This window comes from Brevundimonas lenta (assembly GCF_014196335.1).
GTDB classification, from domain to species: domain Bacteria; phylum Pseudomonadota; class Alphaproteobacteria; order Caulobacterales; family Caulobacteraceae; genus Brevundimonas; species Brevundimonas lenta.
Window position 1 is genome coordinate 298,631 of sequence record NZ_JACIDM010000002.1, and the last position, 11,953, is coordinate 310,583.

The 11,953-nt window shown below is 70.4% G+C and carries 10 protein-coding genes; 4 read left to right on the top strand and 6 right to left on the bottom strand.

The window, feature by feature from the left end:
* The first annotated feature begins 89 nt into the window (after positions 1 to 89).
* Entirely contained in the window at positions 90 to 407 is a 318-nt protein-coding gene (locus GGR12_RS08950; protein WP_183204074.1) for a succinate dehydrogenase assembly factor 2, read from the top strand.
* Positions 407 to 3,859, top strand: a complete 3,453-nt coding sequence (gene mfd / locus GGR12_RS08955) for a transcription-repair coupling factor (protein ID WP_183204075.1) — start codon at positions 407 to 409, stop codon at positions 3,857 to 3,859. Before GGR12_RS08950 ends, mfd begins: the two co-directional genes overlap by 1 nt.
* On the opposite strand, the gene GGR12_RS08960 is transcribed toward mfd, so the two are convergent.
* From GGR12_RS08960 to GGR12_RS08970, 3 genes are read right to left on the bottom strand one after another with little or no spacing between them, the layout of a single operon-like run.
* Positions 3,856 to 4,599, bottom strand: a complete 744-nt coding sequence (locus GGR12_RS08960) for an SRPBCC family protein (RefSeq protein ID WP_183204076.1) — start codon at positions 4,597 to 4,599, stop codon at positions 3,856 to 3,858. The two genes, mfd and GGR12_RS08960, sit on opposite strands and share 4 nt — an antisense overlap.
* A gap of 3 nt (positions 4,600 to 4,602) precedes the next feature.
* Complete coding sequence (locus tag GGR12_RS08965) at positions 4,603 to 5,202, bottom strand: ArsR/SmtB family transcription factor (protein WP_183204077.1); 600 nt, start codon at positions 5,200 to 5,202, stop codon at positions 4,603 to 4,605.
* Between the two features lie 36 nt (positions 5,203 to 5,238).
* Complete coding sequence (locus GGR12_RS08970; protein ID WP_183204078.1) at positions 5,239 to 6,555, bottom strand: diguanylate cyclase domain-containing protein; 1,317 nt, start codon at positions 6,553 to 6,555, stop codon at positions 5,239 to 5,241.
* Between the two features lie 226 nt (positions 6,556 to 6,781).
* Between GGR12_RS08970 and GGR12_RS08975 the strand changes: the two genes are divergently transcribed.
* Entirely contained in the window at positions 6,782 to 7,693 is a 912-nt protein-coding gene (locus tag GGR12_RS08975) for a YihY/virulence factor BrkB family protein (RefSeq protein ID WP_246328828.1), read from the top strand.
* On the opposite strand, the gene GGR12_RS08980 is transcribed toward GGR12_RS08975, so the two are convergent.
* Both GGR12_RS08980 and GGR12_RS08985 read right to left on the bottom strand, forming a co-directional pair.
* Positions 7,656 to 7,886 (bottom strand): sulfurtransferase TusA family protein, encoded by a 231-nt coding sequence (locus tag GGR12_RS08980; RefSeq protein ID WP_183204079.1) that lies wholly within the window; start codon positions 7,884 to 7,886, stop codon positions 7,656 to 7,658. The two genes, GGR12_RS08975 and GGR12_RS08980, sit on opposite strands and share 38 nt — an antisense overlap.
* Complete coding sequence (locus tag GGR12_RS08985; RefSeq protein ID WP_183204080.1) at positions 7,883 to 8,374, bottom strand: CinA family protein; 492 nt, start codon at positions 8,372 to 8,374, stop codon at positions 7,883 to 7,885. The genes GGR12_RS08980 and GGR12_RS08985 overlap by 4 nt, the downstream gene beginning before the upstream one ends.
* A gap of 81 nt (positions 8,375 to 8,455) precedes the next feature.
* On the opposite strand from GGR12_RS08985, the gene GGR12_RS08990 reads away from it, so the two are divergent.
* The gene (locus GGR12_RS08990) at positions 8,456 to 10,813 is read left to right on the top strand and encodes a fused MFS/spermidine synthase (RefSeq protein ID WP_183204081.1); all 2,358 of its coding nucleotides are present in this window, start codon (positions 8,456 to 8,458) and stop codon (positions 10,811 to 10,813) included.
* On the opposite strand, the gene GGR12_RS08995 is transcribed toward GGR12_RS08990, so the two are convergent.
* Positions 10,752 to 11,903 (bottom strand): bifunctional 2-C-methyl-D-erythritol 4-phosphate cytidylyltransferase/2-C-methyl-D-erythritol 2,4-cyclodiphosphate synthase, encoded by a 1,152-nt coding sequence (locus GGR12_RS08995; RefSeq protein WP_183204082.1) that lies wholly within the window; start codon positions 11,901 to 11,903, stop codon positions 10,752 to 10,754. The genes GGR12_RS08990 and GGR12_RS08995 overlap by 62 nt on opposite strands.
* Positions 11,904 to 11,953 lie beyond the last annotated feature (50 nt).

The following is an 11,953-nucleotide window of genomic DNA, read 5'->3' on the forward strand; positions in this document are numbered from 1 at the left end:
CGGCTTCATTGTGAGTGCGCTACCGCAGGCCGCGCGGCGGCCCGCTGCTTGAGCGCATTCCTCTATAATCTCAACGGGCAAGGATTCTTGTGGCCGATACGAACGCGCGTCCGAATGAAACCCGGCAGGCCCGGCTGGGCCGCATCGCCTTCCGGGCGTGGCGGCGCGGATTCCGCGAGGCCGACCTGGTGCTGGGGCCGTTCTCGGAACAGGTCGGACCTACGCTGGACGAGGCCGAGCTGGACCTGTTCGAGCAGATGCTGATGGAGGACGACGACCACGCCCTCTACGCCTGGATCATCCAGACCGCGCCGACGCCCGAGCGCTACGACGGAAGCCTGATGACGAAGATCCGCGCCTTCATGGCCGAGCATGTGGCGGCTGAAGTGGCGAAGGGAGCCGGTTGATGGACGCCGTGATCCCGAAGCGGGGCGATCAGGAACTGGGCGGCGCGCCCGAGGGGCTGGATGCGCTGACGGTCGCCGAACGGCTGCGCGCCGCGGGCGGCCTGGGCCTGTTCGTGGCGCGCGACTACGCCCGCATGGGCGAGTTCGTGCAGGCGTTCCGCTTCTTCGCCGGCGACATCGAGGTGGTGGAGTTCCCGGCCTGGGACTGCCTGCCCTACGACCGTCTGAGCCCGACGTCGTCGGTATCGGCCGAGCGGATGGCGGCGCTGACGAAGCTGGCCTGTCGCGAGGATGACGACGCGAAGCCGATGCTGGTGGTGACGACGATCGCCGCGGCGATGCAGCGGACGCCGCCGCGCGAGGTGACGTGCGGGGCCGGGTTCGAGACGACGGTCGGGCTGGAGCTCGATACGGCCGTGCTGGAGCGGTATTTCGCGGCCAACGGCTATATGCGCGCCTCGACGGTGTCGGAGCGCGGCGAGTTCGCGGTGCGCGGCGGGGTGATCGACGTCTTCCCGCCGGGCTTCGAGGAGCCGGTGCGGCTGGACATGTTCGGCTCGGAGCTGGAGTCGATCCGCACCTTCGATCCGGCGACCCAGCGCTCGACCGGCCAGATGCGGAACGTGTCGCTGGCGCCGGTGTCGGAGGCCCTGCTGGATGCGGACAGCATCTCGCGGTTCCGGACCGGCTATCTGAACCTGTTCGGCGCGCCCGGCGACGACCCGCTGTACACCGCGATCAGCGAGGGCGCGCGGCGGCAGGGCATGGAGCACTGGCTGCCGCTGCTCTACGACCGGCTGGAGACGCTGTTCGACTATCTGCCGGACGATGCCGCCGTGTTCCTGGACAACCAGGTGGAGGCGGCGCGGGGCGAGCGGTGGAGCCTGACGTCGGACGCCTATGACGCGCGGCGCGACGCGGCGATGGGCAAGGGCGGGGCCGCCTATCGCGCCCTGCCGCCGAAGCGGCTGTATCTGGACGAGGGCGACTGGAACAGCGCCCTGGCGGGTCGTGAAGTGCGCCGGCTGTCGCCGTTCCACGGGACGGGCGAGGACGCCGGCGGACGGCTGGGGCGCAGCTTCGCGGCCGAGCGATCGCAGGACAGCGTCAATCTGTTCGAGGCGGTGGCGCGGCACGCGGAGACGGTGAAGGGCGCCGGCAAGCGGGTGTTGTTCGCCTCGTGGACCGAGGGCTCGTCCGAGCGGCTGGCCTCGATGCTGGCCGACCACGGGCTGGAGCATGTGGTCGCGGTGCGCGACTGGGCGGACGTCCAGAAGGCGCCGAAGGACATCTATCTGCGCGGCGTGCTGCCGGTGGAGCACGGCTTCGAGACCGACGACATCGCGGTCATCTCGGAGACCGACATCCTCGGCGACCGGCTGGCGCGGCCGAAGAAGAAGCGGCGGGCGTCGAACTTCCTGGCCGAGGCGTCGGCGCTGACGACCGGGGACCTGGTGGTCCACCTGGATCACGGCATCGGCCGCTACGAGGGCCTGAAGACGCTGGAGATCCAGGAGGCGCCGCACGACTGCCTGGAGCTGCTCTACGCCGGTGAGAGCAAGCTGTACCTGCCGGTCGAGAACATCGACCTGCTGACCCGCTACGGCACCGACGCCGACGGGGTGCAGCTGGACCGGCTGGGCGGGGCGGGCTGGCAGGCGCGCAAGGCCAAGGCCAAGGCCCGCCTGCGCGACATGGCCGAGGGTCTGATCGCCCTGGCCGCCAAGCGGTCGCTGCGGACGGCGGACCCGATCGTGCCGCCGCAGGGCCTGTTCGACGAGTTCTGCGCCCGCTTCCCGTACGAGGAGACGGACGACCAGCTGGCCGCCATCGGCGACGTGCTGGAGGACCTGGGCAAGGGCACGCCGATGGATCGCCTGATCTGCGGCGACGTCGGCTTCGGCAAGACCGAGGTGGCGCTGCGGGCGGCCTTCGTGGTGGCGATGGGCGGGCAGCAGGTGGCGGTCGTCTGTCCGACGACCCTGCTGGCGCGCCAGCATTTCAAGACCTTCAGCGAGCGCTTCGCCGGCTGGCCGATCACCGTACGGCACCTCTCGCGGATGGTGACGGCCAAGGACGCGGCGGAGACGCGCGCGGGTCTGAAGGACGGCACGTTCGAGATCGTCGTGGGCACCCATGCGGTGCTGAGCGAACAGGTCGGGTTCAAGGACCTGGGCCTGGTGATCGTCGACGAGGAGCAGCACTTCGGGGTCAAGCACAAGGAGAAGCTGAAGTCGCTGCGGGCCGACGTGCACCTGCTGACGCTGACGGCGACGCCCATTCCGCGCACGCTGCAGATGGCGCTGTCGGGCATCCGCGAGATGTCGATCATCGCCACGCCGCCGGTCGATCGCCTGGCGGTGCGGACCTACGTCACGCCGTGGGACCAGGTGCTGGTGCGCGAGGCGCTGCTGCGGGAGAAATACCGCGGCGGTCAGGCCTACTATGTCGTGCCGCGTCTGGCGGACCTGCCGGACATCGAACAGTTCCTGCGCGAGAAGGTGCCGGAGATCCGCTTCGTGGTCGGCCACGGCCAGATGACGCCGACCCAGCTGGAAGACGTGATGAGCGCCTTCTACGACGGCAGCTACGACCTGCTGCTGTCGACGACCATCGTCGAGAGCGGGCTGGACGTGCCGACGGCCAACACCCTGATCGTGCACAAGGCGGACATGTTCGGCCTGGCGCAGCTGCACCAGATCCGCGGACGGATCGGCCGGGCCAAGGCGCGAGCCTTCGCCTATCTGACCACTGATCCGAAGCGACCCCTGAGCCTGTCGTCGGAGCGGCGGCTGCAGGTGCTGCAGTCGCTGGACAACCTGGGCGCCGGCTTCCAGCTCGCCAGCCACGATCTGGACCAGCGCGGCGGCGGCAATCTGCTGGGCGACGAACAGTCGGGCCACATCCGCGAGGTCGGGGTCGAGCTGTACCAGCAGATGCTGGAGGACGCGGTGGCCGAGCTGCGGCTGGCGGGCGAGGGCGGGGTCGTCGACCGCGGCTGGTCGCCGGCCATCAACGTCGGCGCGGCGGTGCTGATCCCGGAAGAGTACGTGCCGGATCTGAACGTGCGGCTGAGCCTGTATCGTCGCCTGTCGGACGCCGAGAACTCGGAGACGCGCGAGGCGCTGGCGGCAGAGCTGATCGACCGGTTCGGGCCGCTGCCGGACGAGGCGAAGCAGCTGCTGCGCATCGTCGGCATCAAGGCGAACTGCAAGATCGCCAGCATCGAACGGATCGACATCGGACCCAAGGGCGCGGTGCTGACGCTGCGCAACAACGCCTTCCCGAACCCGATCGGCCTGGTCGGCCTGATCCAGAAGAACCATGCCTTCTGGAAGATTCGCCCGGACCAGAAGATCGTCGTGAAGGGCGACTGGGATACGCCCGAGGACCGCCTGAAGGTCGCCGAGCGCATCACGGCCGATCTGGCGCGGGTGGCGGGCGCGGCCTAGCAGCCGGGCTCGACGTTTTCGAAGCGCTCGTCCCACCAGACCGTCCAGCGCGCCTGGAGGTCGGCGCGCTGCGCCTCGGACAGGCCGTAGGTGGTCAGGGTGAGCATGGTCGAGCCGCGGGGCTTCTTCTCCGTCGGCGGCTGATCGAGGACCACCAGCAGGCCATCGCCCCAGGCGTCGACGGTGACGCCGATCTGGTGACGGGCGGTGAACCAGACCTGGCCGGAAGCCTCCGCATCCGGGCCGAGCGGGCCGGACCAGGGTTCGCCCTTCGCCGGGGCGGCGTCGAGGCCGAGCAATGAGCGACCGAGCTGGTCCGCTTTCGGCGGGCCGGAGAAGAAGATCGTTCGGCGGGGCTGAAGGTCGTGGCGGGCGAAGGCGAACGACAGCTGCCAGGTGAAGGAAATCCAGCCCTCGATCATGCCGTCGAAGACGTCGGTCCAGGTCCCGACCGGGGCCGAGCGGACGACACGGACGACGCTGCCGTCGCCGCGGGCCTCGACCTCGTAGCGGTCGTTGACGCCGACGAAGGTGACGACGCGTCGCTCTTCATCCGCAGACGCGTGGGTGACGAATATGAAGTCGATCTCGTCCTTCAGGCCGTCGGTCTCCCAGCCGAACCAGTGCTTGATCTTCTGCGGGTCCCGCAGGGCGTCCCAGACGACGTCGGCGGGCGCCGGCACGGTGACCTCGACGAGGACGTGGTCTTCCATGGGCTGGTCGGCGGCGGCTTCGGTCATGGCTCAGTTCCTTGTCGGGGCAGGGCGGGCGACGGCGGGATGGGCCGCGGCGGTGAGGCGGTAGCGGCGACCCGAGGGGGCCGCGTATTTGCGGGCGAGGACGGCGACGGCCTCGGCGACATCGTTGGAGAAGGCGTCGAAATCGGCGGGCGTGGCGAAGGCGACGTCGGCCTCGACCGTCAGGGTCAGGAGGCGCGCGCCCTGGGCGGCGGCGGCCTCGCGCATGCGGGCGACGTCGCGGACCATGGCGGAGGCGGTGGAGACCAGATGGTCGACGGCGTGACGGTCCTGGGCCTCGATTGCGTCGGGGTCCGGCGGGGCGGCCTGAAGCAGGGCTGGGTCGAGGACGTAGCGTTCGGCGGCGACGAACAGGCGCTCGGTGAAACCGCGCTTCTTCCGCTCGCCCGCCAGCTGGACCAGACCCGCATCCTCGAGGGCGCGGAGGTGATAGCCGATCTTCTGGCGCGGCATGTCGAGCTGCTCGGCCAGGCCGGCGGCGGAGGCGGGTTCGACGAGGGCGGCGAGGATGCGGCGTCGGATCGGCGCCAGCGCCAGATGGGCGGCGTCGAGGGTGTCGAGCAGGGCTGATGGCCGGGCCGTCATGGCCCGAACCTGCATTAGACAGATTGAGTTGTCAAATCAGCGCCGGGCGGATCCGATGTCCGCCGAGGCCCGCTCCAGCACCACGGCCGGGGACTCGCCGGGCATCACCTCGGCGACGCCGACCTCGAACTCGACCACGAACGGCGCGCGGTCGGGACCGGCGTCGAAGGCGGTGCAGCCGATGACGGCGGCGATGCGGTCGGCGGCGATGCGGGCGGCCGGGCCGCGCGTCGCGGGAAGGGCGAGGGCGAAGATGTCGGACGACAGACGGGCGGCCGTGTCCTCGGTCCGGATCAGGCGCGAGACCATGGCCCCGATCTGGGGCAGGGCGCGATCCAGCCAGCCGCCCTGGCGGGCCTCGACCACCGCTTCGGTGTCGGAGACGCGAAGCACGGCGACCGACAGAGGGCGGCGACGCAGGCGTGCGCCCTCGGCGATGCGGGCGAGGTGGCTGGCGAACAGTTCGCGGGTGAACAGGCCGGTGGCCGGATCGGTCAGGCCGGAGCCGCGGGCGCCTTCGAGGGCGCGGCGGATGGCGAGGTGGCGGCGGTGGGCGTGTGCCAGGGCCACGATCCGGTCGGCGGTCTCATCCTCGGGCGTGTCGGCCGCGGCGACGTCGGCGAAGCCGCGGTTGTAGAGTTCGGCCAGATTTATCTCGCCGGAGCCGCGCAGATAGAGCACCGCCGGGATGTGATAGAGGCGCGTGTTGCGCTTCATGCCCGAGGCGATGGAGAGGGCGGGGGCGTGATCCTCGGCGCCCCACAGGACGGCGGCGTCGAACGGCCGCTCATGCAGATAGTCGAAGGCGGTGTAGGGCGTGGGCGCGGCGACGACGTCGCAGCCGTGAGCGACGAGGGCGTTGGACAGGGCGATGAAATGGCGGTCGGGCTTGCCGGCGGCCAGTACGCGCAGGGGCGCGGAGTCGGCCACGGCGGTCGCCAGCGGTTCGCCGCGCGAGGCGAAGGTGGCTTCGCGCAGGCCGACTTCTTCCTCGGCGATGGCGGTGCGGACGAGGTGTTCGAGGCGCAGGGCGGCCTGGGCGGCGTGGGGCGGCGCCGACATGGCGATGTCGATCAGTCCCGGTTCCCAGTTCGAAGCCTCTGCACCGATGACCAGGACCGGCAGGCGTCGCGGGGAGACGGTGTGGCGCATGGCGCGGGCGCCTTCCTCGGCCTCGTCGAGGCGGGCGTCGAGGATGACGGCCTCGAGCGGCCAGTCGATCAGGACCTGGACCGCGCCGGCCAGGGAGCGGGCCGTCACCGTGCGCCAGCCAAGGGCGTCGAGCCCCTGACACAGGGGGCCGACCAGGTCATCGTCAGGCGCGACGACCAGAATGCGCGGATCGGAAGACAAGCGGTGGGCACTCCGGACCGCTCCTGCCCCAGGGCGGTCTTCAGGGAGGGGACCATAGCGCTCCGCCGACGCCAGGCAACCGGCGATAGAAGGTTTCCCCAACGGCAAAAACCCAAGCCCGTTTCGTGGGGACCGAATTGGGGTATGGGTGACGGCTGGGGCGACTGCGGGAACCGGATTGGACGCGAAAACGGATATCAGTACGGCGGCGCGCTGGGCTGCGCCCATGCTGTGGGGCCGACTCGCGGTCAAGGCGTTCACGCGCAGCTGGGGCCGCGACGTCATGCTCTATACGGGCGGGGTGTCGTTCTTCGCCCTGCTGGCGGTGTTCCCGGCGATCGCCATCCTGATCGGCTTCTACAAGGCCGTGCTGTCCATCGCCCAGGTCAGCGAGCAGGCGGCGGCGCTGGCCGACGTCATGCCCGCGGCGGCGCGGGCCATCTTCCGGGCCGAGATCGAGCGGCTGGCCAACGCCTCGGCGCGGACGGTGTCGGCGCAGAGCTTCTTCGCCCTGGTCATCGGCGGATACGCCGCGCATCGCGGCTTCAAGGCGCTGCTGGCCGGGCTGAACCTGATCCACGACGAGACCGAGCCGCACGGCTTCTTCAAGTTCAACCTGCTGGCCTTCTTCGTCGCCCTGTTCGCCTTCGCCCTGTTCACCGTGGTGTCCGGCGCGGTCGTGACCTCGCGCCTGCTGGAGCACGCTGGCCCCGCGACGACGGCGGCGGCGAGCGGCGGCGGGCTTGCGCTGGATGGTCTGTGGCCCGCGCTCGGGCTCGCGATCGGCCTGACCATGCTCTACCGCTACGCCATGTCCCACCGGACGCCGGTGGCCTGGGCGCCGTCGATCGCCGGCGGCGTGGTGGCGATGGTGATGTCGACCGTCTCGTCCTGGCTGTGCGCCATCTACGTCGAGCAGATCGCGCCGCTGGGCGCGACCTACGGCTCGGTCGGCGCGGTCGTGGTGCTGCTGATCTGGCTGTCGTGGAACGTCAACGCGATCTTCTACGGCGGCGCCTTCGCCACCGAGATGGAGATCGCCGCCCGTTCGATCGGCGCGCCGTCGCTGGAGCCGACCGAGGACGACTCGGACACCGTGGTCAGGCTGTCGGAGCGCCGGGCGTCTCGACCACGATAGTCAGGACGCCTTCGGCCTCCTGGATTTCGACCACGCGACCGCCGAGGTCCGTCATCAGATACGGCACGTCGATGCGCGCCATCGGGTCGGTGGCCAGCAGGGTGATCCGTTCGCCCGGCCCGGACTGGTGGATCGCCTTCTGAAGCTTGAGGCTGGGGGTCGGGCAGCGGTGGCCGCGGGCGTCGACGATCATGCGTCGATCCGGTCGAGCAGCAGACCCAGCGCCACACGCACGCCGGCGAGGCGGACGGCTTCGCGGCCGATGTCGCCGAAGCGGTGTTCCTGATGGACGACGCCGTCCGGGCCGGCGGCGGCGAAATGCACCAGGCCGACCGGCTTGTCGTCCGAGCCGCCGCCGGGGCCGGCGACGCCCGTGACGGCGACAGAAATCTGCGCCGCCGAGCGGGTGAGGGCGCCCTGGGCCATGGCCCGGGCGACGGTTTCGGACACGGCGCCGTGGGCCTCGATCAGCGATGGCGGGACGGCGACGAGGTCGGTCTTCGCCTCGTTGCTGTAGGTGACGAAGCCCCGGTCGACGACGTCGGACGAGCCGGCGATATCGGTCAGCGCGCCGGCGACGAGTCCGCCGGTGCAGCTCTCGGCCGTGGCGATCATCAGGCCGCGCTCGCGCGCCCGGTCGATGACCTGACGTGCAAGGGTCTGGATATCGTCGGGGAACATCAGTTGGGGGCTTTCCGAAGGGGTGGCGAGTCGCGCTAGGGTGAGGGGCGCGCCGTTCGGGCGCCAGCATACGGGGCGGGCATGATCGACACCACCATCGACAAGGCGGAGAGCCGTCCGGCGGACCGGCTGACTCCTATCCTGTTCGCCGTGGCCATCTTCACCTCGGCCTCGCTGGTGTTCGTGGTCCAGCCGATGGTGACCAAGCTGGTCCTGCCGATGCTGGGCGGATCGCCGTCGGTGTGGAACACCTCGATGGTCTTCTTCCAGACGGCGCTGCTGGCCGGCTACGCCTACGCGCACGCGGTGCAGCGGGTGAAGTCGATCAAGGCGCAGGTGGGCATCCACCTGGCGCTGCTGACGGCCGCGGCGCTGTTCCTGCCGCTGCATATCAACGGCTGGCTGGGCGATCCCAATCCGTCGGCGCCGATCGGCTGGCTGCTGGCGACGCTGGCCCTGTCGGTGGGCGCGCCGTTCGCGGTGCTGTCGGCGACCGCGCCGCTGCTGCAGGCCTGGTACGCGCGGGTGCGCGCCGGCTATCCGGACGGCAAGAACCCCTATGTGCTGTACGCCGCGTCGAACCTCGGCAGCTTCCTGGCGCTGCTGTCCTATCCGATCCTGATCGAGCCGCTGGCGACCCTGTCGGGCCAGCGCTGGGGCTGGAGCGGCGGCTATGTCGCCTTCATGCTGATGGTGGTGCTGCTGGCCTTCGTGGTCTGGAGCCGCCGGATGGACGCCTCGACCGAGCCGGCGCCGCTGGCGAAGAGCCCGGCGATGTCGTGGCGCGAGAAGGGCATCCTGGTCCTGCTGGCCGCCGCCCCGTCCAGCCTGATGCTGGGCGTGACGACGCACCTGTCGACGGACGTGGCCTCGGCGCCGTTCCTGTGGGTCATCCCGCTGGCCCTGTACCTGCTGACCTTCGTCATCGCCTTCCAGAACAAGCCGTGGATTCCGCTGCCGATCACCCTGGCAGTCCAGGCCGCCGTCGGCGCCGTGTGCGTGCTGATCGTGGCCTTCCGCTCGGCCAACTGGGCGATGGCCTTCAGCATCCACCTGGTCGCCTTCTTCTTCACCGCCCTGATGTGCCACCAGCTGCTGGCCGCACGGCGTCCGGCGCCGGACCGGCTGACGGAGTTCTACCTGCTGATGTCGCTGGGCGGCGTGGTGGGCGGCGCGTTCACGGCCCTGCTGGCGCCGGTGATCTTCAACATGGTCTGGGAGTACCCGCTGGTGCTGGTGCTGGTCGGGCTGGCGCGGCCGTGGGGCAAGGGCCGGCTGAACGGCCAGTATATCGGCGCCCTGGTGGCCGCGGCGGCCGTGGCGCTGACGCCGGTGCTGCTGTCGATCTGGCTGAACGCCAACGACGGGCCGCGGGCGACCTTCTATCAGTATTTCCCGCTCGGCATGGGCCAGTTGGCGATGATCATGCTGATCCCGGCGGCGATCTGCGCCTTCCTGGTGCGGGACCGGGCGCTGGTGTTCACGGCCATCCTGCTGATGATCACGGGCTCGGCCCAGTGGATCGCCCGGGGCTACGACTGGAGCTATTCGGAGCGCAGCTTCTTCGGCGTGATGCGGGTGGCCAACGTGCCCGACGCGCGGATGGGCGGCGACGTGCATGTGCTGATGCACGGCACGACCCTGCACGGCGCCCAGGCCCGCAACGAGATCAACGAGTGCGCGCCGACGCTGTACTACAACGTCGCCACGCCGATCGGTCAGTCGGCGCTGATGGTGCAGAACCGGGGCCCGTCGCGGATCGGCGTGGTCGGTCAGGGCTCAGGCGCGATGGCGGCCTACAAGCGCGGCGTCGACCGGATGACCTTCTTCGAGATCGATCCGATGGTCGACCGGCTGTCGCGCGATCCGAAATGGTTCACCTTCATTTCGAAATGCGCCGAGGGCCCGATCGACACGGTGCTGGGCGACGCGCGCCTGACGCTGGCGAAGCAGCTGGTCGGCAGCTACGACCTGCTGATCATCGACGCCTTCTCGTCGGACGCGGTGCCGACGCACCTGCTGACCGCCGAGGCGATCCAGGGCTATCTGCGCCTGCTGAAGCCGAACGGGGTGGTGCTGCTGCACCTGTCGAACCGCAACCTCGACATCACCATGCCGGCGATCGCCGCGGCGCAGTCGCTGAACGCGCCGGTGCTGCATCAGATCTATGGCGAGACCAACAGCCTGCCGGAGATGGCGGAGGCCTCGACCGAGGCGATCGTGCTGTCGCCGACCGAGGCGGGGCTGGCCGACTTCCGGCGCGATCCGCGCTGGCGGGCGGTGGAGCCGACCCAGGTGCGGCCGTGGACCGACGACTACGTCAATCTGTTCGGCTCGCTGTACCGCAGCATGTTCCCGACGCCCGAGATGGACGCGATCAGGCTGGCATCTCGACCGACGCAACCGCCTGCGCAGCGAGACCCTCACCCCGCCCCGTAAAGCCCATGGCCTCGGTCGTGGTGGCTTTCACGCTGACCGCGTCGAGGGGCAGGGCGAGGAGCTCGGCGAGGCGTTCGCGCATCGCCTGACGGTGCGGTTTCACCTTCGGCCGCTCACAGATCAGGGTGACGTCGATATTGACCAGCCGGCCGCCGCGGGCATGCAGACGCTCGACGGCATGAACCAGGAAGCGGTCGGACGAGGCGCCCTTCCACTGCGGATCGGTGGGCGGGAAATGGTCGCCGATGTCGCCGTCGCCCATGGCGCCGAGGATGGCGTCGGTGAGGGCGTGGAGGCCGGCGTCGGCGTCGGAGTGGCCGATCAGGGTCTGGTCGTGCGGAATCTCGACGCCGCACAGCCAGACCGACGATCCCGGACCCCAGCGGTGGGCGTCGAAGCCCTGACCAATGCGCATCTGGCGGGGGATCAGGGCCTCGGCCATGGCGAAATCCTCGGGGTAGGTGAGTTTCATCAGGCGGGCGTCGCCCTCGACGATGCGGACCCGGCCGCCGGCGCGTTCGACGACGGTCGCCTCGTCGGTGGCGGTCTCGTCCGAGGCCCACGCGGCGTATGCGTCGACAAGCGTCTTCAGGCGGAAGGCCTGCGGGGTCTGGGCGCGCCACAGGGCGTCGCGCTCGACGGCGCCGGTGACGAAACCGTCGGCGGCGCGGCGCAGGCTGTCGGCGACGGGCAGGGCGGGCAGGGCGCCGTCGGCCTCATCCAGCGCCAGGACGCAGCGCTCGATGACGGCGCGTGAGAGGAAGGGCCGGGCTGCGTCGTGAACCAGCACCGGGCGGTCGTCGGCGGCGCCGAGAGCGGCCAGGCCGTTACGGACGGAGTCGGCGCGCGAGGCGCCGCCGCCGACGGCGCGCCAGCCGGACAGACCCGCCAGGGCGTCCGCGGCTTCCGCTTCCGAGCCGGGCGAGATGACGACGACGAGGTCGGTCGCGCCGGCGTCCAGCAAGGCCTCGACCGACCAGCGGATGACGGGCTTGCCGCCGAGGAGGCGCCATTGCTTGGCCCCGCCGGCGCGCGATCCGGAACCGGCGGCGACGACGACAGCGGCGAAGGCGGGAAGCGGAGCGGTCATGTCGGCCTTCTAATCGCCGCCGTGATGCTTGACGAGAGCGCATCAAGCGG

Coding starts and splice junctions, on each gene's coding strand:
- GGR12_RS08980 (WP_183204079.1), bottom strand. CDS start 7,886: ATGATCGTCGACGCCCGCGGCCACCGCTGCCCGACCCCCAGCCTCAAG.
- GGR12_RS08965 (WP_183204077.1), bottom strand. CDS start 5,202: ATGACGGCCCGGCCATCAGCCCTGCTCGACACCCTCGACGCCGCCCAT.
- GGR12_RS08960 (WP_183204076.1), bottom strand. CDS start 4,599: ATGACCGAAGCCGCCGCCGACCAGCCCATGGAAGACCACGTCCTCGTC.
- GGR12_RS08990 (WP_183204081.1), top strand. CDS start 8,456: ATGATCGACACCACCATCGACAAGGCGGAGAGCCGTCCGGCGGACCGG.
- GGR12_RS08975 (WP_246328828.1), top strand. CDS start 6,782: ATGCTGTGGGGCCGACTCGCGGTCAAGGCGTTCACGCGCAGCTGGGGC.
- GGR12_RS08995 (WP_183204082.1), bottom strand. CDS start 11,903: ATGACCGCTCCGCTTCCCGCCTTCGCCGCTGTCGTCGTCGCCGCCGGT.
- GGR12_RS08985 (WP_183204080.1), bottom strand. CDS start 8,374: ATGTTCCCCGACGATATCCAGACCCTTGCACGTCAGGTCATCGACCGG.
- mfd (WP_183204075.1), top strand. CDS start 407: ATGGACGCCGTGATCCCGAAGCGGGGCGATCAGGAACTGGGCGGCGCG.